The 19,811-nt window shown below is 70.4% G+C and carries 15 protein-coding genes and 2 tRNA genes; 13 read left to right on the plus strand and 4 right to left on the minus strand.

The features are described from left to right. Positions 1-96: 96 nt before the first annotated feature. Positions 97-396: a hypothetical protein gene (locus Q1K33_RS15135; protein ID WP_300405403.1), complete on the minus strand. Its 300-nt coding sequence runs from the start codon at positions 394-396 to the stop codon at positions 97-99. A gap of 147 nt (positions 397-543) precedes the next feature. Then, positions 544-1,965 carry an HNH endonuclease signature motif containing protein gene (locus tag Q1K33_RS15140; protein WP_300405405.1) on the minus strand — a complete coding sequence of 474 codons (1,422 nt, stop codon included), beginning with the start codon at positions 1,963-1,965 and terminating at the stop codon, positions 544-546. 67 nt (positions 1,966-2,032) lie between these two features. On the opposite strand from Q1K33_RS15140, the gene Q1K33_RS15145 reads away from it, so the two are divergent. The 5 genes from Q1K33_RS15145 to Q1K33_RS15165 all read left to right on the plus strand — a co-directional run bounded on the left by Q1K33_RS15145 (position 2,033) and on the right by Q1K33_RS15165 (position 6,759). Next, positions 2,033-2,353, plus strand: a complete 321-nt coding sequence (locus Q1K33_RS15145; RefSeq protein WP_300405406.1) for an antibiotic biosynthesis monooxygenase family protein — start codon at positions 2,033-2,035, stop codon at positions 2,351-2,353. Positions 2,354-2,419: 66 nt separating this feature from the next. Then, positions 2,420-3,820 carry a glycine--tRNA ligase gene (locus Q1K33_RS15150; protein ID WP_300405408.1) on the plus strand — a complete coding sequence of 467 codons (1,401 nt, stop codon included), beginning with the start codon at positions 2,420-2,422 and terminating at the stop codon, positions 3,818-3,820. Between the two features lies 1 nt (position 3,821). Further along, positions 3,822-4,520 (plus strand): hypothetical protein, encoded by a 699-nt coding sequence (locus Q1K33_RS15155; RefSeq protein ID WP_300405410.1) that lies wholly within the window; start codon positions 3,822-3,824, stop codon positions 4,518-4,520. Then, entirely contained in the window at positions 4,517-5,647 is a 1,131-nt protein-coding gene (gene dusB, locus Q1K33_RS15160) for a tRNA dihydrouridine synthase DusB (RefSeq protein ID WP_300405412.1), read from the plus strand. Before Q1K33_RS15155 ends, dusB begins: the two co-directional genes overlap by 4 nt. A 161-nt stretch (positions 5,648-5,808) precedes the next feature. After that, a complete protein-coding gene (locus Q1K33_RS15165) occupies positions 5,809-6,759 on the plus strand; it encodes an SH3 domain-containing protein (protein ID WP_300405414.1) in 951 nt (316 codons plus the stop codon). Positions 6,760-6,778: 19 nt separating this feature from the next. Here the strand turns inward: Q1K33_RS15165 and Q1K33_RS15170 are convergent, their stop codons facing one another. Then, the gene (locus Q1K33_RS15170) at positions 6,779-7,522 is read right to left on the minus strand and encodes a GNAT family N-acetyltransferase (RefSeq protein ID WP_300405416.1); all 744 of its coding nucleotides are present in this window, start codon (positions 7,520-7,522) and stop codon (positions 6,779-6,781) included. Between the two features lie 82 nt (positions 7,523-7,604). On the opposite strand from Q1K33_RS15170, the gene Q1K33_RS15175 reads away from it, so the two are divergent. The 8 genes from Q1K33_RS15175 (at position 7,605) to Q1K33_RS15210 (ending at position 16,487) form a co-directional block, all read left to right on the plus strand. After that, positions 7,605-8,849 (plus strand): deoxyguanosinetriphosphate triphosphohydrolase, encoded by a 1,245-nt coding sequence (locus Q1K33_RS15175; RefSeq protein ID WP_300405418.1) that lies wholly within the window; start codon positions 7,605-7,607, stop codon positions 8,847-8,849. Then, complete coding sequence (locus tag Q1K33_RS15180; RefSeq protein WP_300405420.1) at positions 8,846-9,772, plus strand: 2-hydroxyacid dehydrogenase; 927 nt, start codon at positions 8,846-8,848, stop codon at positions 9,770-9,772. The genes Q1K33_RS15175 and Q1K33_RS15180 overlap by 4 nt, the downstream gene beginning before the upstream one ends. 63 nt (positions 9,773-9,835) lie before the next feature. Beyond that, positions 9,836-11,734 carry a DNA primase gene (gene dnaG / locus Q1K33_RS15185; protein ID WP_300405422.1) on the plus strand — a complete coding sequence of 633 codons (1,899 nt, stop codon included), beginning with the start codon at positions 9,836-9,838 and terminating at the stop codon, positions 11,732-11,734. A gap of 20 nt (positions 11,735-11,754) precedes the next feature. Continuing rightward, positions 11,755-12,237, plus strand: coding sequence for a hypothetical protein (locus Q1K33_RS15190; RefSeq protein WP_300405424.1), 483 nt, complete (start codon positions 11,755-11,757; stop codon positions 12,235-12,237). A 62-nt stretch (positions 12,238-12,299) separates the two neighbouring features. Next, a tRNA-Asn gene (locus tag Q1K33_RS15195) sits at positions 12,300-12,372 on the plus strand. A gap of 236 nt (positions 12,373-12,608) precedes the next feature. Continuing rightward, entirely contained in the window at positions 12,609-14,111 is a 1,503-nt protein-coding gene (locus tag Q1K33_RS15200) for an LCP family protein (protein ID WP_300405426.1), read from the plus strand. A 71-nt stretch (positions 14,112-14,182) separates the two neighbouring features. Then, positions 14,183-14,256, plus strand: a tRNA-Ile gene (locus tag Q1K33_RS15205). A gap of 77 nt (positions 14,257-14,333) precedes the next feature. Then, on the plus strand, positions 14,334-16,487 hold the full coding sequence (locus Q1K33_RS15210; protein ID WP_300405427.1) for a hypothetical protein: 2,154 nt from the start codon (positions 14,334-14,336) through the stop codon (positions 16,485-16,487). 13 nt (positions 16,488-16,500) lie between these two features. Here Q1K33_RS15210 and Q1K33_RS15215 read toward each other — a convergent pair whose 3' ends face one another. Further along, a complete protein-coding gene (locus Q1K33_RS15215) occupies positions 16,501-19,677 on the minus strand; it encodes a response regulator (RefSeq protein WP_300405429.1) in 3,177 nt (1,058 codons plus the stop codon). Positions 19,678-19,811 lie beyond the last annotated feature (134 nt).

The raw sequence follows: 19,811 nt of genomic DNA on the forward strand, positions 1-19,811 counted from the left end.
GCTCGCGGCATGGTCGGGCGGAGCCCTCGGGGCGGCATGGTCGGGCGGAGCCCTCCTGGCGGCATGAGCGGGCGAGCCCCGCCGGGGACTGCTTGCTCAGGTTCCATCCGTCGATCGGCCAAGGAGCGACCGCAGGTACCGCGCCGTTAGATAGCAGATAAGCACGGCAGCCGCGGTGAGTCCGGCAGCCAGATACTGGCCGAAGGCGAGCAAGGCGACGGTTACTACCAGCATCACCCAGCCCGAGACTACCCAGCCCCTCAGCGAACCTTCCCTGAGCCCCCGAGCAATTCGAGCGCCCTCCTCCGGGGTGGGAGCGTCGGACACCCGCCGCCTCGAACGGCAGGCGGCGAGCAGTCCGACAACTGCAACTACAGCCGCTGCAAGGAAGTCCATGGGCGAACCGTACGGGCGAGCGCTTTCAACTCCCGGCTGCCGGGGGGTGTCTGCTCGGAGTGGCGACCGACCATCGGCATGATCGGGCACACCGCCGACAACGTTCTCCATCAATTCTCGCAGTACCTGGAGCCGAAGGGCGACGATTCATCGCGTGCTTGTGCGCTGACTGACTAGGCAGGAGTGATGTCCGGAGCGCGTGCTGCCTTCGGGGCCGGTGTGTGGTAGTGCTGTGGTGCCGGTTGGACCTCGGAGGTACTCCAGGCCGTGCGGGTCGATCCAGAGGTAGACGCCGGGCTCGTGGAGGGGGTCGAGAGGGCGGTAGCTCCAGCCGGCGAATGTCTTGAGCCGGTGGTGGTGTCGGCACAGCGGGGCGAGGTTGCAGATGCAGGTGGGGCCGCCGGTGGCGTGGGACGTGGTGTGGTCGGCGTCGCAGCGGGCTGCGGGCCGGGTGCACCAGGGGAAGACGCACTGGGGGTGGAGCAGGGCGACGAGGTCCTTGAGGCGGTCGGGGATCTCGTAGGCCTCGACGTGGGTCCCGGCGTGCTCGGCGAGGTCGACGACCGGTCTGACGGTGACGTGGGTGTCGGTGCGTGAGCACCACTCGCGGATCTGCTCGACCAGCATCGGGTCGCCGCTGGTGGCGTTGCGGCCGATGACCTCGCGGGTCTCCAGGGCGGCCTGGGAGAGATGGAGGTGGAGCACGATCTTCTTGCGTGCCGGCGCGGGTGCGTCAGCCCCGGTGAGCATCGCGTGTGCTTGCTCGGGGTCGGCCACGATCCCGAGTGCCATGGAGCGTCGTACGTCGAGGGACTCGGTGCAGCCCTGTTCCTTGAGGGCGGCGGCGATGGCGGTCAGGGTGGCGTCGAGGTCGTGGAGGTCCTTCCAGTCCCCTCGGGCCATGAGGTCGGCGATGCCGGTGTCGTTGATGGAGCCGTCCTCGAGGTGGACGTAGCGGGCGTCGAGGTCCTCGAGCTGCTTGATCTCGCGTTCCTCGGCGTGCAGGCGCAGCAGTTGCTCGTCGAGGATGCGGGCCAAGGTGACGGGGCCGACCTTGTGCGCGATGCCCACGACTGCTTGGTCGACTGCCTCGACGACGTCGGCGTGGGCGCCGAGAACGGCCTGGGCAACCTTCCGGGCACGCCAGGCCGGGACCTCGCGCTCGAGGACCCGTGCCCAGATCAGCGGGAGGCGGTGCCGCAGGACCAACGCGTCGCGGATCAGCGCTTTGCCTGCGGTGGTGGTCATGTTGTTCGCTGCCGCGAAGGCGGCCGGGGCGTCCCAGGCGATCGGTGGGATCCCGCACCACTCCATGGTCTCGACGTCGGGAGCGTCGGAGACGCTGGCGTCGAGCTCTCCGGGCTGCCAGATCGCTGCCGGTCCGACGCGCCACGACTGGGCGGCGTCCCAGCCCTCCTCGCCTTCGAGGACGGGGTGGGAGTGGGCCCACTCGACGGCGATCTCGAGGATCTCGGCTTCCGCATCGTCGGCGACTCGGCGCGCCATCCCCAGCCGACCCAGCAACGCACCCGGGGTGGGTGCGAGGTCGGCCAGGCGGGAGGAGGACATGGCAACGATTGTAGTCGATAATATGTTCGAATACAAGTCGCGATCGAGGGGCCTCTAAACTGATCAGGTGATCGTGGTCAACCGCTTCCGCGTCCCGGAGCACGAGGGTGAGTCCTTCCGCGTCGACCTCCAACGCGCGCACGACGCCCTGGCCGAGCGCCCGGGGTTCCTGACCGGCACCATCGGGCGCAACGTCGACGACCCGGAGCTCTGGGTGCTCTCGACGACGTGGGAGCACGTCGGTGCCTACCGCCGCTCGCTGTCGTCGTACGACGTCAAGCTGCACGCCGTACCCACCCTGGGGCGCGCCCTCGACGAGCCCAGCGCCTACGAGGTGGCCGACGCGGGCACCGACCTCAATATCCGGCAGACACGGTCGATAGGCTGAGCTCTCGCCGTCAGGGCGACGTCCCGGCAGCCAGCCGGCACGCCAGAACAGCTCAGGAGCACCCCCGTGGCAAAGCCGCCTCCGACCACCGTCGACCACGTCGTCAACCTGGCCAAGCGCCGGGGTTTCGTCTTCCCGTGCGGCGAGATCTACGGCGGCACCCGGTCGGCCTGGGACTACGGCCCGCTCGGGGTGGAGCTGAAGGACAACATCAAGCGCCAGTGGTGGAAGTCCATGGTGCAGATGCGCGACGACATGGTCGGCCTCGACTCCAGCGTGATCCTCCCGAAGCAGACCTGGGAGGCCAGCGGCCACGTCGAGACGTTCTCCGACCCGCTCACCGAGTGCCAGTCGTGCCACAAGCGCTTCCGCGCCGACCACCTCCAGGAGGCGGCGGCCGAGAAGCAGGGGTCCGATGTCGACCCGGACAGCATCGACCTGTCCACTCTGGCCTGCACCAACTGCGGCACCCGGGGCGCCTGGACCGAGCCGCGCCAGTTCTCCGGGCTGCTCAAGACCTACCTCGGCGTGATCGAGGACGAGTCGGGGCTGCACTACCTGCGTCCCGAGACCGCGCAGGGGATCTTCCTCAACTTCGCCAACGTCGTGACGTCGTCGCGGATGAAGCCGCCCTTCGGTATCGCCCAGATCGGCAAGAGCTTCCGCAACGAGATCACGCCGGGCAACTTCATCTTCCGCACCCGCGAGTTCGAGCAGATGGAGATGGAGTTCTTCGTCAAGCCCGGGGAGGACGAGGAGTGGCACCAGTACTGGATCGACACGCGCACGCAGTGGTACGTCGACCTCGGGATCGACCCCGACAACCTGCGCCACTACGAGCACGCGCAGGAGAAGCTGAGCCACTACTCCAAGCGGACCGTGGACATCGAGTACCGCTTCCGCTTCGCCGGCTCCGAGTGGGGTGAGCTCGAGGGGGTCGCCAACCGCACCGACTTCGACCTGTCCACCCACGCGCAGCACTCCGGCAAGGACCTCAGCTACTTCGACCAGGCCGCGGGCGAGCGCTACACGCCGTACGTCATCGAGCCGGCGGCCGGGCTCTCGCGCAGCCTGATGACCTTCCTCGTCGACGCCTACACCGAGGACGAGGCGCCCAACACCAAGGGCGGGGTCGACAAGCGCACCGTCCTGCGTCTCGACAAGCGCCTCGCACCGGTCAAGGTGGCGGTGCTCCCGTTGAGCCGCAACGCCGACCTCTCGCCGAAGGCGAAGGCCCTCGCCGCGGAGCTGCGCGCCAACTGGAACATCGACTTCGACGACGCCGGTGCCATCGGCAAGCGCTACCGGCGCCAGGACGAGATCGGTACGCCGTACTGCGTCACCGTCGACTTCGAGTCCCTCGAGGACGACGCGGTGACCGTGCGCGAGCGCGACACCATGCAGCAGGAGCGGATCAGCCTCGACGGCATCTCCACCTACTTCGCCGAGCGGCTGCTCGGCTGCTGACATGCGCATCCCATCCGGTGGTCTCGCTGCAGCCGTCCTGAGCCTGGGTCTGCTGGCGGTGGCGTGCGGTGGCGACGCGGAGGAGGACGCCACCCCGGGGCCGAGCACCAGCCCGAGCGCGAGCTCGGCGCCCACGCCCGCAGCGACCCCGACTCCCGAGTCGGACGGCTACCTGCCGGTGCCCTCCGGTGTCTCCCTCACCACGCCCGGGGAGCGTCTGGATCTCAAGGAGTCGGCCGTCGCGGCGTGGCAGCCACGGCAGGACCTCGTCGGTGTCGTCGACGTGGCGGTGACGCGGATCGAGAGGACCACGGTGCAGGCCTCGCTGACCGGCTTCGATCTCGGCGAGGAGGAGCAGCGCTCCACGCCGTACTTCGTCCGTGCGTCGGTGGCCAACGTGGGAGAGACGGACCTGGGTGCACGACAGGTGCCGCTGTACTTCCTCGACGGCACGGGAGTGCTCGTGGCACCGACCGGGGTGGCTCGCGACTTCAAGGCCTGCCCCGGCTCCACCCTGCCGGCCGTCTTCGCACCGGGCGACGAGACGCGCACCTGCCTGATCTTCCTCGTGCCGAAGGACACCACCCTCCAGTCGATCATGTTCCGTCCGCCGGAGGGCGTGGTCCCGCTGCAGTGGACGGGCCAGGTCACCGCCCCGAAGGCGTCTGCGACCAAGGGGAAGGGACGCGACCGGCGATGAGGACGGGACTGCAGCTCGGCTCCGTGCACGTGGACACGCCCGTGGTCCTGGCCCCGATGGCCGGCATCACCAACGCCGCCTACCGCCGGTTGTGCGCCGAGCAGGGAGCCGGGCTCTACGTCTGCGAGATGATCACCTCGCGTGGCCTGGTGGAGCGCGACGCCACGACACTCAAGATGCTGGTCTTCGACGAGCTCGAGACCATCCGCTCGGTCCAGCTCTACGGCACCGACCCGGTCTACGTCGGCAAGGCCGTCGAGATCCTGTGCGGCGAGTACGGCGTGGCCCACATCGACCTCAACTTCGGCTGCCCGGTCCCGAAGGTGACCCGCAAGGGCGGGGGAGGTGCACTGCCGTGGAAGCGCAACCTCCTCGGCCAGATCCTCGATCACGCGGTCGCCGCCGCCACGCCGTACGACGTGCCGGTGACGATGAAGACCCGCAAGGGCCTCGACGACGACCACCTCACCTACCTCGACGCGGGTCGGATCGCCGAGGAGTCGGGTTGTGCGGCGATCGCCCTCCACGGACGCACCGTGGCGCAGGCCTACTCCGGCGAGGCCGACTGGGACGCGATCGCGGCCCTCGTGGACCACGTGGACCTGCCGGTCCTGGGCAACGGCGACATCTGGGAGGCCTCCGACGCACTGCGCATGGTGGAGCAGACCGGGGTCGCCGGAGTGGTCGTGGGGCGCGGCTGCCTCGGCCGACCGTGGCTCTTCCGCGACCTGGCCGCCGCCTTCGCCGGCGAGCAGGTCGCGACGCTGCCCGGCCTGGGCGAGGTGACGGCGATGATGCGTCGCCATGCCGAGCTGCTCAGCCAGCACATGGGGGAGGAACGGGGCTGCAAGGAGTTCCGCAAGCACGTCACGTGGTACCTCAAAGGCTTCGCCGCGGGAGGGACGTTGCGTCGCTCCCTGGGGCTGGTGGACTCCTTGGCCGCCCTCGACGACCTGCTCGCCGAGCTCGACCCCGACGAGCCGTTCCCGGTCCGCGAGCTCGGGACTCCGCGTGGCCGTCAGGGCGCTCCCAGGTCCCGCGTCGTACTTCCCGAGGGCTGGCTCGACGACACCGACGGCACCGGTGCGGTGCTGCGGGAGGACGCCGGGGAGACCACCGGAGGGTGACCGGGAACACCCCGTGAGGGGTGTGTGAAGATTGAACGAAGGCTGGCGGGCTGTGCTTCACTCGGTCCTCGTGCCGGTCGCCACCGCGATCGGCGCTGCCGTACCTGCACGCTGCACGACCTGCACCACCCACCTGTCAGCAACAGCAAAGGATCAGCGCTGTGGCGAACCAAAGCCACAAGCGGGACACCAATGCCCGCCTGTTCTCCCGTGCTCCACGAGCCACCGTGGTCGCCGGACCGCTCGCCGTCCTGGCGACCGCGTCCGCCGTCTCGCTCGGAGTGCTCACCACCGACACCGGTGCGAGCGCGCCCGCCTCCTTGGCGGACGCCCTGCCGGAGGCAGCCTCGGGCCCGGTCGCCGGCGACTCGACGCCCGCCGCGCTCGACCTTGCCGGTGAGCTGGACCGCCGCGTCTTCTCCCGCGGGGGAGGCCGGGTCGCCGACGTGGTCCCGGACGCGACCAAGCAGAAGTCGAAGAAGAAGGACCTGAGCAAGGTCGAGAAGATGCTGCGCCCGAAGAAGGTGCGCAAGGCGGTCCGCAAGGCCGACACCAAGCTCTTCACGACCGAGGCCCTCAACCTCTGGACCGAGCCGGGCAAGAAGGCGCGCAAGACCGGAGAGGTCGACGCAGGCGAGAAGGTCCTCGTCACCGGGCGCGAGTCGAGCGGGCGCCAGGAGATCGTGCTGGGCAAGAAGAACACCCGGTGGGTCACCTCCGGCTACCTCAGCGACGACAAGCCCGTTGCCGAGCCCACGCTCGGCGCCAGCTGCACCAACGGCACCAGCGTTGCCTCGGGCGTCAGCCCCAACATCGTCAAGGTGCACAACGCCGTGTGCGCGGCGTTCCCCAACATCTCCACCTACGGGACCTTCCGGGGCGACGGGGAGCACGCCCAGGGCATCGCCGTGGACATCATGGTCTCCGGTGCCGAGGGCTACCGCGTGGCCGACTTCGTGCGGGCCAACGCAGCGGCGCTCGGGGTCAGCTACGTGATCTACTCCCAGCGCATCTGGTCGGTCGAGCGCGGCGGCGAGGGCTGGCGCGGGATGTCCAACCGCGGATCGGCCACGGCCAACCACTACGACCACGTGCACGTCACGACGTTCTGACCTGGGTCCGCCGGGCGCCTCAGAGTGCGCAGGGGCGGCTGGTGCGCACCTGCGCCTCGCGTCGGCGAAACCCGACCTCCTCGTAGAGGCCGATCGCGGGGTGGCCCTTGGCCGCCACGACCATCGACGTCGTGGCACCCTGCGTCGAGCAGGCATGCTGGACCGACGCCGCGACGAGCCGAGCGGCGAGGCCGGTCCCGCGGGCGACCGGGTCGAGGTCGACGCCCTGGCAGCGCGAGTGCCCGTCGAGGACCACGATGCCGGCGGACCCGACGAGACGCAGACCCTCGAAACCGCCCCACCAGGTGGCGTGCCCGGCGTCCGAGAGCCGGCGCTCGGCCGCGATCTGATCGGCCGCAGCCGGCTCGTCGCGGCGAAGGGGCAACAGACGTGCCCGCGACTGCCAGTCCTCCTCCGAGGCCAGCGGCCGTACGTCGTAGCGCGCCGCCTGATCGGTGGTCACCGCCTCCGCGTCGGCCACCAGCGCGATCGAGACGCTGACCGTGAAGCCGGCGTCGTCGAAGACGGTGAGATCGGTCGGCACCGCGTCGGGGTCGTCGACCCCGATCACGATGGGCCGACCGTCGGTGAAGTGGCTCTCCGCCAGCGCGGTCAGCCGCGGGACGTCTCGGCGCACCGGTGCCCGGCGCAGGAGGAGCAGGCCGCTGTCGGCGACCACGTAGGTCGAGTGGTGCTCCACGGCGACGCCGTCGAGGGCAAGCAACGCCAGGTCGCTTCGCCAGACCTGGCTGATCACCTCCACGGGGAGGACGCTAGTGGCAGTGAGCGGCGGCTGGGTTGCCGTGATGTTTCGCCGAGCGATCGCTCTACTAGGCTCGCGATCGATGGACGCCACCGACCTCTACGACGACCGCGCGCGCGAGCGGCTCGTGGCCGAGCCGCCCAAGCGGGTCGAGGCCCCTGTCCGCACCGCTTTCGAGCGTGATCGCGCGCGCGTGGTGCACGCCGCCTCGTCGCGCCGGCTCGCCGCCAAGACCCAGGTGGTCGGACCGGCCTCGGACGACTTCGTGCGCAACCGCCTCACGCACAGCCTCGAGGTCGCCCAGGTGGCCCGTGACCTCTCCCGTGCCCTCGGCAGCCAGCCCGACATCGCCGAGACGGCCGCGCTGGCCCACGACCTGGGCCACCCGCCGTTCGGCCACAACGGGGAGCGGCTGCTGGCCGAGCTGAGCGAGGCGTGCGGTGGCTTCGAGGGCAACGCCCAGACCCTGCGGGTGCTCACCCGGCTGGAGGCCAAGACCTTCACCCAGGAGGGACGGTCCGTCGGTCTCAACCTCACGCGGGCCACGCTGGACGCCTGCACGAAGTACCCCTGGCCACGCGGTGCCGGGCCGGACCCGCTGAAGTTCGGCGTCTACGCCGACGACCGCGCGATCTTCGACTGGCTGCGAGAGGACGCGCCCGGACCGCGCCGTTGCCTGGAGGCTCAGGTGATGGACCTGGCCGACGACGTCGCCTACTCGGTGCACGACGTCGAGGACGGCACCGTGGCCGGTCACCTCGACCTGGCCCGGCTGGACGCCCCGGCGGTGTGGGAGACCCTGCGCGAGTGGTACCTGCCGGAGGCGGTCGACGACGAGGTCGACGCCGCCCTGGTGCGCCTGCGCGGCGTCGGGAGCTGGCCGACGGCGTCGTACGACGGGAGTCGGCGCAGCCTCGCGGCGCTGAAGAACCTCACGAGCGACCTGATCGGTCGCTTCTGCGGAGCGGTGCAGGCCGCCTCCTTCGCTGCGAGCGACGGGCCGATGGCGCGCTACGCAGCCGACCTGGTGGTGCCGCGGGAGACGTGGGTGGAGATCACCGTGCTCAAGTCGGTGGCCGCGCACTACGTCATGCAGACCCCTGACCGGCTCACCGTCATGGACCGTCAGCGCTCGCTCCTGGCCGAGCTGGTGGAGGCGCTCGTCGCGGGCGGCCCGGACACGCTGGACCGTCCGTTCGCCGACGACTGGCACTCGGCGGACGACGACGCAGGGCGGCTGCGCGTGGTCGTCGACCAGGTGGCGTCGCTGACCGACGCCAGCGCGGTCGATCGACACGCCCGGCTCGTGCTCGGTGGTGCCGGATGAGCGACGACTCCCCGACGAGGCTGCCCCTCGTCTGGCTACCCTTCGACCCCGCGGAGCTGGGCGACCCGCCGGAGGGGCTGCGCTACGAGGTCGTCGACCCGACGCGCGAGGTGCCCGAATCGGTCGCCGAGGTGGCCTACTACGTGACGCCGTACCAGCTCGGGGCCTCGGTCACCGACGTGCTGCCGCGGATGTCCGGGCTGCAGGTGGTGCAGACCCTCACCGCCGGCGTCGATGCGGTGCGACCCGCGGTGCCGGCCGGCGTCACGCTGTGCAGCGGTCGCGGCATCCACGACGCGTCGACGGCCGAGCTCGCGCTGACCCTGATCCTCGCCAGCCTGCGTGGCGTCCCCGGCTTCGTGCGCGACCACGATCGCCATGAGTGGAACCAGCAGTGGTACCCCGCGCTGGCGGACCGGCACGTGCTGATCGTCGGGTACGGCGCGATCGGCGAGGCGATCGAGGCGCGGTTGGTGCCGTTCGAGGTGACCGTCACGAAGGTCGCACGGAGTGCCCGCGACGGGGTGCACTCGATCGCGGACCTGCCCGACCTGCTGCCGAGCGCCGACGTCGTGGTGCTGATCGTGCCGCTCACCGGCGAGACCCGCGGTCTCGTCGATGCCGACTTCCTGGGCAGGCTGCGCGACGGCGCCCTGCTCGTCAACGTCTCGCGCGGGCCCGTGGTCGACCAGGACGCTCTGGTGGCCGAGCTCGCCACCGGCCGGATCACCGCCGCGGTCGACGTCGTGGACCCCGAGCCGCTGCCGTCGAGCAGCCCGTTGTGGGACGCACCGGGGCTGCTGATCTCGCCGCACGTCGGCGGCACGAGCAGCGCCATGTGGCCCAGGGCCCACCGGCTGGTGCGCGACCAGCTGCACCGATTCGCGGCCGGGGAGCCGCTGAGCAACGTCGTCTCGGGGTGACGCAGCGGGTGCCTGTGGAATCCCGCGACCACGATGTCGACCCCCGGCCGTAGGATCGGCACCGTGGCAGGCCGGATCCGCGAGGAGGACATCGCAGAAGTACGCGAGAAGTCCCGGATCGACGAGGTCGTCGGCGACTACGTGACGCTGCGCAACGCCGGTGGCGGCTCCCTCAAGGGGCTCTGCCCCTTCCACGACGAGAAGTCGCCGAGCTTCAACGTCAACCCGAGCCGCAACTTCTACCACTGCTTCGGCTGCCAGGCGGGCGGCGACGTCATCTCGTTCCTGATGCAGATCGACGGGCTCTCGTTCACCGAGGCGATCGAGCGCCTGGCCGACAAGGCCGGGGTCGTGCTGCGGCGCGAGGAGGGCGGGGACTTCCGCGACGACCGGCCCAAGGGCCCGCCGCGCCAGCGCCTCGTCGAGGCCAACCGGGCCGCGCAGGAGTACTACGCCGACCAGCTGGCGGGCCCCGACGCGATCCCGGGCCGCACCTTCCTCAGCGACCGCGGCTTCGACCGGGCCGCGGCGGAGATGTTCGGCATGGGCTGGGCCCCGCGCGACGGCGAGGCACTGTGGCGGCACCTGCGCGGGCGCGGCTTCAGCCAGGAGGAGGTCGTCGCCGCCGGAGTCGTCAAGGTCGGACGCTCGGCGTACGACGCCTTCCGAGGCCGGCTGCTCTGGCCGATCCGCGACCCCAGCGGGGCCACGATCGGCTTCGGCGCCCGACGGATCCTCGAGGACGACAAGATCGAGGCCAAGTACCTCAACACCCCCGAGACGACGCTCTACAAGAAGAGCCAGGTCCTCTACGGCATCGACCTGGCCCGCAAGGAGATCGCGAGGTCCTCGCAGGCCGTGGTCGTGGAGGGCTACACCGACGTGATGGCCTGCCACCTCTCCGGAGTGACGACCGCGGTCGCCTCCTGCGGCACGGCGTTCGGCGAGGACCACACGCGGGTGCTGCGCCGCTTCCTGCACGATCACGAGGAGTTCCGCGGCGAGGTGATCTTCACCTTCGACGGCGACGCCGCCGGCCAGAACGCCGCTCTCAAGACCTTCCAGGGCGATCAGCGGTTCGTGGCCCAGACCTACGTCGCGGTGGAGCCCGACGGACTCGACCCGTGCGACGTCCGGATCCAGAAGGGCGACGCCGCCGTGCGCGACCTCGTGGCACGCCGCGTGCCGCTGTACCGCTTCGTGCTCAGCAACATCGTGTCGCAGTTCGACCTCGACCGGGCCGACGGGCGCGTCGCCGCGGTGCGCGAGGCCGCCAAGCTCGTCACCAGCAGCCGCGACGCCTCGGTGGTCAACTCCTCCTACGCCCGCGACATCGCGGCGCTGACCGGCATGGACCCCGTCGACGTCCAGGCAGAGGTACGCCGTGCTGCCGGCCGCGCGCGCCCGGGTGGCGGGTCGAGCCCGGCTGCGGCGCCCGCGACGGCTCCGCGGTCGGGCGAGCAGACGCGGCCGCGCAACCCCGTGCCCGACCTGCGCGACCCGCGCTTCACGATCGAGCGGGAGACCCTCAAGCTCGTCATCCAGGCGCCGATGGCGATCGGTCGCACCACCGCCGACATCGGCGGCAACGACTTCACCCATCCCGTCTACCGCGGCGTGTGGGACCTCGTCGAGGCGGCGGGCGGCACGGTGGCCGGCGCCGACGACGACGGGTGGGCCGGGAGGCTGCGCCAGGCGGCCGACGACCCCGCCGTGTCCTCGGCGATCACCGCCCTCGCCGTCGAGCCGCTGATGAAGACACCGGATGCCGCCTACGTCGGCAGCTACGTCTTCAAGCTCCTCGAGCTGACGGCTCAGCGTCGGATCGCCGACCTCAAGTCCAAGCTTCAGCGGACCAACCCGGTCGACCAGGCCGCGGACTACAACCGGATGTTCGGCGAGCTGGCCGCCCTCGAGCAGCACCGGCGGACCCTGCGCGACCACATCGCGGGGGCCCAGTGAGGCGGCCAGTGAAGTGGCCAGTGAGGCGCGCGCGGCCCGACGTACCACTGCCACGCGGGGAGCGGTTGCTGGCGTGGGCGGCGACGACGGACGGTGGGACGGTCGGCGGATCCCGCGACGCGCTCTACGTGCCCGGCGGTTCCCGGATCCCGTGGGAGAGCGTCGAGGCGGCCGACTGGGACAGCGAGACGTCGGTGCTGCTCGTGAGCGAGGTGGGCAGCTGGGGTCAGGTCCGACCCGAGCACCGGCTGACGATCGAGGAGCCGGGGCGGCTGCTGGAGCTGGTCCGGGAGCGGGTCACGGCCAGTGTCGTGATGCAGCGTCACGTCGCCCTCGAGGGGCGTCAGGGCGTGCGGGTCATCGCTCGCCGTGCGCCGGGACGGCCTTCGGAGCTGTCGTGGATCTACGAGTACGACGAGGGGATCGACCCCGACGACGCGTTCGTCCGGCTGGCTGCGGCTCAGGCGCTGTCAGCCGCCCAGGACGAGCTGGGACTGGGCTGAGAGCCACGGGGTCGTCTCGATTTCGGGCGACGTCGCAGGCTTGCTAACGTATCCCCGCACGATCCCCTGTAGCTCAGTTGGCAGAGCGCTTGACTGTTAATCAGGATGTCGCTGGTTCGAGTCCAGCCGGGGGAGCGCATCCGACGGCCCGGCCGTGATCCACGATCACGGTTCGGGCCGTTGCTATTCTGCGCGGAGGCCCCGGAGTCCCGTGGTCGGTTTGTTTGTGCCCACGACGAGGTCCTCTCCCCATGTCCCACGATCTTCCCGAGAACGCCGGCGCACCGTCGCGTCCGGCGGGGCATCGCCGGGCAGAGAGATCGAGTCGGTTTCCCCGGCTGCGCTCGAGTGGCCCGTCGGGAGGCTCGAGGGTGCGCCGTGCTCGCCGCCAGGCCTCGGGCCTGTGGGGCACGATCGGGATGACCGTCCTCGGGGCGATGATCCCCGGCTCCGGCTACCTGTACGCCGGGCGCCGGTGGCTCGGGCTCCTGGTGCTCTCCCTGTGGGCCGGCGTGATCGGTCTGGTCGTCTGGTACTTCGGGCGCGACCTCAAGCAGCAGCTCACCGACCTCGCGTTCAACACCTCGGCGCTCAAGGTGATCGCTGTACTCCTCGGCCTGTCCCTGCTGACGTGGGCGTTCGTCGTCCTCACGTCCTACCGCTTGGTGCGCCCTCGCGAGCGACCTCGGTGGCACACCGTCGCGGGCTACACGACGGTGGTCCTGGTGCTGCTCGTCGGCGCCGCTCCGGTCGTGCGCGCGGCGCAGTACGCGCTCGTGCAGGCCGACCTCGTCGAGACGGTGCTACCCGACAACGTGCGCAGCGCCACGACGCCGCGTGACGTGTCGGTCGAGGACCCGTGGGCGGGCCAGGACCGCGTCAACGTCGTGCTGCTCGGCGGCGACGGGGGAGTGGGTCGCACCGGCGTCCGCACCGACACCGTCATCCTGGTCAGCATCGACACCGAGACGGGCAAGACGGTGATGTTCAGTCTTCCGCGCAACATGATGTACGCGCAGTTCCCCGAGGACAGCCCGCTGCACGACCTCTACCCGGACGGCTACCAGACCGGTCAGGGTGACCCCGGCTTCGACATGCTCAACGCCATCTACAGCCAGGTCCCGATCCTGCATCCGGGAGTGCTCGGCGACAGCGACAACGAGGGCGCCGACGCCGTCAAGCAGGCCGTCTCCGGCAGCCTCGGCGTGCCGGTCGACTACTACGTGCTCGTCAACCTCGAGGGCTTCAAGACGGTCGTCGACGCCCTGGGCGGGATCACCGTCAACATCAACGAGCCGGTGGCGATCAACGGCAACACCGACGCAGGGATCCCGCCGACCGGTTACCTCCAGCCGGGGCCCGACCAGACGCTCGGCGGCTTCGACGCCCTGTGGTTCGCGCGAGGTCGCTACGGCTCGGACGACTACGCGCGCATGGATCGTCAACGCTGCGCTGTCGATGCGCTGATCGAGGCGGCCGACCCGATGACGGTGCTCAACAAGTACGTCGACCTGGCCGCGGCCGGCAAGGAGATCCTCTCCACCGATGTCCCTCGTGACCTCGCCTCGGCGCTCGTCCAGCTGCTGCTGAAGGTCAAGGACGCCCAGGTCCGATCTGTCGTCTTCAAGCCCTCGGACAAGTTCTTCTCCGGCGACCCCGACTACGTCTACGTGCAGGACACCGTCCAGAAGGCGCTCTACCCGGCGAAGAAGAAGGCCAAGCGCAAGGCCGAGAAGCCCGAGGCCGTGGAGGATCCGGTCGACGCGTGCGCCTACACCGCCGACGACCTGGTCGAGGAACCGACGGACGAGCCCAGCGACGACACGTTCACTGAGGACACGTCCACCGAGGACCTGGCGGCCACCGAGCCGTAGGACCACCACTGCGGGCCGAGACGCCGTCGCGAGTACGCTCCTGCCTGGAGCCGGGTCAGCATGACCGGCGCGGGGCGGTAGCTCAGTCGGTTAGAGCAGAGGACTCATAATCCTTGGGTCGTGGGTTCGAGCCCCACCCGCCCTACGGACGGTCGTGGTGATCATGTGGCCGGTGCCGGGCAACTGCCTGACGAGCCGGCAGCGGCGGATTAGGGTTCAGCCGTGAGCAGGTCTCGGATCGTCGCTGGGTGGGCCGTCGTCGCGGTGCTGGCAAGTCTGTTCCAGATGGGCGCCGCCCGAGCCGAGGCCACCGGTGACGACAGGGTCGTGCGGCCTGCTGCCGCCACGGTCATCGACGACCCCGTCGCGACGAGCTGGGTCACGTTCGTGGCCGACCACCGCTCCTTCGTGGGCAACGGAGGCGACCACCTCTACACCCGTGACAAGTGGGACTTCGACATCAGGGGCGACCTGGAGCAGGGGATCTCCGCTTCGGTGGTGCCCCCGGATGACTTCTGGCCCGTGTTCGAGATCGAGGTCGCAGCACCCTTCCCGGATGCCTTGACGGAGGGCTCCTACGTCGACGCGTCCCGGACACCCGGCGAGGGACAGCCCACCATCGAGGTGACCTCACCGGGGCGCTCCTGCAGCTCCGGCAGGGGCAGCTTCGACATCCTGGACGTCGACCCGGCGCTGGACCGGTTGTGGCTGACCTACGTCTACGAGTGTGGGGGGATGGCGCTCACCGGCGAGGTCCGTCTCAACCAGCCGGAGGCTCCCGACTTCTCGGTCGTGCCCGAGCGGCTGCAGCTCTCCGAGGAGCCCTTGGGCGAGCTCGGTCGTCCCACCCCGGTCACCCTGGTCAACCATGGCGGGGAGCCGGTGGTGGTCTCCTCGATCGAGATCACCGATGGTGCGACCGACTTCGCGGTCATGCACGACACCTGCGAGACCGTGGACCCGGGGCGGTACTGCCGTGTCTACCTGCAGGTCCAGCCCCTCCTGCTCGGACGACGTACCGGCACGCTCACGCTACGCACCAACCTGGGGGATCGCAGCGTCCAGCTCTCCGGGGCGGGTGCACCATCCAGTGGTGATCCGGTTCCGCTGCGACCCGTGCCGCAGCACTCCTCCATCCCGGCCCAGGACGCGCCGCGCGTGACGACGTTCCGCATCGACGCCGACCCCGACGCCTTCCTCGGCAACCCGGGCGCGCCCCACGCCCTCGACGGCGACGACGTGGTGGCCTTCAGGAGTAGGGACACCTCGTTCAGCATCGACGTCGAGCGGAGAGACGTCGACTTCAGCGCCGCCTTCGTGGCCGACGACGACCACCTGTTGCTCCCCGGCACGCGGGTGACTCCGATCCGCAGCAGCTATCCCGACGGTCCCTACGACACCGGCTGGATGGACCTGAGCGGACAGCACCGTGGATGCGGTGGGATCGCCGACAAGGACTTCACCGTGCACGAGGCGTCCTACGACCTCGTGGGGCGCCTGGCCGGCGTCGCGATCTCGTTCCGCTTCCGGTGCTACTCCGGCAGCGAGCCCCAAGGCGAGGTACGCGGAGTCATCGCCTACGACGCCACGTGCGTGCCGGGCATGCCGGGCACCGTCGCCGAGGGCACGTGTGTCGAGCCGGGCTCCGCCCAGCCGTGGCCGCCGACGTCCACGGATCCGACAGGTCCCACGGGGCCGACAGGCCCCACCGGTCCGAGCGAACCTCCGGTGCAGGCCGAGCCCAGCCAGGTCAGTGTGCGCAAGCGGGCGTTGCCGCGCCGACGCGTCGCGCTGCGGGGCAGCGTCTCACCGGCCGTCGCCGGTCAGGTGGTGATCGAGCGCAGGGTGGCCGGGACCGCGTCCTGGCGACCGGCCGCGCGGACCCGGAGTCACCGCGACGGCAGCTTCGCTGCCGTCCTGAAGCGCCCCTCCGGCACCTACCGAGCCCACTTCCGCGGCACCGCCATGACAGGCCCGTCAGTGTCGTCCCCGGTTCGGCTCAACAGACGAGGCAGCCGCAGAGGGCCGGCTCCGGAGATCTTCAGCGTGGTGGTGAAGCACGGCGCGAGTGCTGTCGCCCTCTGCAAGGTCTCGCTCGGGAGCGACGCCTGGCAGATCCGGGCCCAGCTCGTCAACGCTGCCTCCCGTCGCTCGGCCAGTGCGGCCGTCGCCATCCGGGGGCCGGCGGGCCGTCAGAACAGGCGCAGCTGGGTGTCGGGTCGGGTCCGCTCCTGGGAGAACTCCTCGGTCGGGAGCATCCGCTTCCCGAAGGACGAGCCCGACCTCTCCCTGGCCATCGCCCTGACGGGGCGCGGCGACGACCGCGGAAGGCTGATGACGCCGACCTCCGTCGAGGAGTGCCCGGCTCCGACCTGACAGGGCCTCGGGGTCAGTTGCTCGGACCCATCGTGGCCACGAAGTCGTCCAGGGCGACCAGGCCGTGCTCGGCGGCCGCGACGAGCTCGGTCATCGACGGTTCTGAGGCAGTCCCGTCCGATCTGCCCAGACCCTCGAGATGCTCGGCGATCTCGGACACGTGGACCAGCCCGATGTTCGACGACGCGCCCTTGAGTGCGTGTGCCGAGCTGGCCAGGTCGGCGCCGTCGGCTGCTCGGCGTACGGCGTCGATCATCGCGGGGAGTCGCTCGTGGAAGCTCGCGATGACTCGTGACACGTAGGCGGGGGACAGCTCGGCCAGCTCCTCGAGGCGTGACCGGTCGAGGACGTCGTGGGCGGGGCGGCGGATGGGCCTCGGGGCGGGTGCCGGCAGGGCGACATCGTCGGCATCGTCGGCATCGATCCAGAGGGACACGACCTCGGCCAGACGCGAGCTGTTGACCGGTTTGGAGACGAAGTCGTCCATGCCGGAGGCGAGGGCCCGCTCACGCTCGCCGCTCACTGCCGACGCGGTCATCGCGACGATCGGCGTCCGGCCGAGCCCCAGGTCCGCCTCCCTGTTGCGCAGGGCACGGGTCGTGGCATAGCCGTCGAGCCTGGGCATCTGCACGTCCATCAGGATGAGGTCGTAGCCGCACTGCTCCACCATGGCGACCGCATCGTCGCCGTCGTCCGCGGTGTCTGCGGACAAGCCCAGCCCGTCGAGCAGCCCGGTGGCCACGAGACGGTTCACCGCGTTGTCCTCCACGACCAGGATCCGTTCCGTACGTCGCGCCACGGGAGCGGGAGCGTGCGGTGCGCTCTCCTGGCGACGGATCCCGAGAAGGACGTCGCGCAGGTGCGCCGAGCTCACAGGCTTGCTGAGGCACAGGTCGATGCCGGCAGCCGCCGGGGCCACCTCGTCGGGCAGCAGCGAGGAGGTCAGAAGGATGAGCGGCAGGTGCTCGTCAGCCGACTCCCGCTCTCGGATGGCGCGGGCGAGCCCGAGCCCGTCCACGTCGGGCATGGCCATGTCGAGCAGCACCAGGTCGAACTCGTGCGAGATCATCGTGTCCAGCGCTTCCGCGGGCGAGGCCACAGCTACGCACGTCACGTCCCACCAGGCGAGCTGCTCGGTGAGGATGTGCCGGTTGGTCATGTTGTCGTCGACCACGAGCACGTGGGTGCCTCGCAGCTCCGCCCGAGCGCCGTCCGTGGTCTCACCGAGCAGCGCGCCGGTCGGCGGCAGGAGCGGAACCTGCATCCAGAAGGTGCTGCCGTGACCTTCCTCGCTGTCGACGCCGATGCTGCCGCCCGCGGCTTCGACGATCTCCTGAGAGATCGCCAGCCCGAGCCCGGTGCCGCCGAAGTGCCGGGTCGTCGAGCTGTCGCCTTGGAGGAAGGGACTGAAGATCGACTCCACCCGGTCCGGTGCCACGCCGATCCCGGTGTCCCGTACGTCGACCCGCAGGCGGGGCGCGTCGGCTGGGCCGACGACCGTGGCGCGGATGGCGACCTCGCCCTCGGCGGTGAACTTCACCGCGTTGGACCCGAGATTCGTGAGCACCTGCAGCAGGCGCGTGGGGTCACCCGAGGCGACCTGGGGCACGTCCGGGCTGCACGAGACCTGGAAGTCGAGCGACTTCGCCCTCGCGGACTCGGCGAGCACCCCGGCGACCTGGTCCAGCAGGTCGCGGACCTCGAAGTCGACGATCTCCAGCTCCAGGCGACCGGCCTCGATCTTGGAGAAGTCGAGGATGTCGTTGATCAGCGCCAGCAGCGACCGGCTCGACAGGTCGACGCCTGAGACGAGATGGCGTTGACGCTCGTCGAGGACGGTGCGGCCCAGCAGCTCGGTCAGGCCGATGATCCCGTTGAGCGGCGTCCGGATCTCGTGGCTCATCGTCGCCAGGAAGTCCGACTTGTGCTGGGACGCCTCCATCGCCAGGTCCCGCGCCTGACCCAGCGCCGCAGCAGCCCGCTCGCGCTCGGCGACCAGAGCGAGCTGGTCGGCCACCTGCTCCACCATGTGCTGGACCATGTCGTGGCGGTAGAGCGGTGGCAGCGAAGTGATGGCCAGCACCGCCACGCACTCCTCCTCGAGCATCACGCGGAACGCGATCGTCAGCCGGGTCTCGTCGTCCCAGACCGAGCGCTTCTCGTGCAGGGCCCGCAACGCCGTGGTCAGCTCCCGGTCCCGGAGCGGGTCGTGGGAGGGTCCCTCGTAGCGTGCGCGATCCTCCTCGTCGATGTAGTACGGCGCCAGCTCACGGCCGTCGTCCACCGGGAGGAAGGCGCGGGCACGGTCCCAGTCGTCGTGGAGCAGGACCAGGTCCTTGGCCTGGGACAGCACGCTGTCCAGAGTCGCTGCCTCGTTGGCCGCGCTCGCCACGGCCTGCAAGAGGGAGTTCTGCGTGACGAGGTCCTGCAGGGCGTCGTCGGTCGCCCGGGTGCGCGTCACGTCCTGGTGCGTGCCCGAGGCCGACACCAGGGTGCCCCGGTCGTCGTGGGCGCCGACGCCGCGACCGCGGATCCAGACGTAGCCGCTCTGGGCTCGGACCCGCCCCTCGAACTCGAAGTCCTGACCGGTGTCCATCGCAGTCCTCAGTGCCTCACGGATGCGCTCGCGGTCGTCGGGGTGGACCGAGGCGATGAAGGCGTCGGAGCCGGAGAAGATCTCGTCGGTGCGCTCGCCGTACAGGGCGCGGATCCCGTCGCTGACCTCGTAGCTGTCGTCCTCGGCCGTCCACTGCCAGCTGCCCAGCCGCGCGATCCGCTCGGCCTCGGCGCGCTGGCGCTCACTCTCGCGCAGCGAGTCCAGCAGCACCTTGCGCGACGTGATGTCGGTGGTGTTCAGCACGACGGCGACGGGATGGTCGTCGTCGTCACGCACGAAGGCCTCGCGGATGGCGACCCAGACGGTCGTGGCGTCGACCAGGTGGAAGAGGCACTCCACCTCGCCGGGGTTGATCCGCCCATCGCGCAGGCCGGCGAGGTGGCTGGCGAACTGAGTGCGCCCCTCCTCGTCGAGGAGGTTGGCGAGATCGAGGCCGGGGAGGTCCTGCGGCTCGAGCCGGAGCAAGGTGGCCACCGCGGGGTTGGCCTCGATGGTGTGACCGTCGAGGTCGATCACCCAGATCCCCTCCGCCACGGCGTCGAGAACCCTGCGGTTCCAGGCGTGCGACTCCACCTGCTGTCCCTCCCTCGGACGAGACTTCCCTCAAAGCCTCCACCAGGGCAGTACCCAGTCGAGGGGGGTCTCAGCGCACTTTCCCTGCAGCGGGCCCCACCGGCGGCCGGGAACGGCTCGACGCCGAGGCCGGC

This window comes from Nocardioides sp. (assembly GCF_029937575.1).
Lineage (GTDB): Bacteria > Actinomycetota > Actinomycetes > Propionibacteriales > Nocardioidaceae > Nocardioides.

Bases quoted from the DNA above. Each gene is read 5' to 3' on its own strand.
- dusB (WP_300405412.1), top strand. From the start codon at position 4,517: ATGAGGACGGGACTGCAGCTCGGCTCCGTGCACGTGGACACGCCCGTG.
- Q1K33_RS15140 (WP_300405405.1), bottom strand. From the start codon at position 1,965: ATGTCCTCCTCCCGCCTGGCCGACCTCGCACCCACCCCGGGTGCGTTG.
- Q1K33_RS15155 (WP_300405410.1), top strand. From the start codon at position 3,822: ATGCGCATCCCATCCGGTGGTCTCGCTGCAGCCGTCCTGAGCCTGGGT.
- Q1K33_RS15175 (WP_300405418.1), top strand. From the start codon at position 7,605: ATGGACGCCACCGACCTCTACGACGACCGCGCGCGCGAGCGGCTCGTG.
- Q1K33_RS15180 (WP_300405420.1), top strand. From the start codon at position 8,846: ATGAGCGACGACTCCCCGACGAGGCTGCCCCTCGTCTGGCTACCCTTC.
- Q1K33_RS15135 (WP_300405403.1), bottom strand. From the start codon at position 396: ATGGACTTCCTTGCAGCGGCTGTAGTTGCAGTTGTCGGACTGCTCGCC.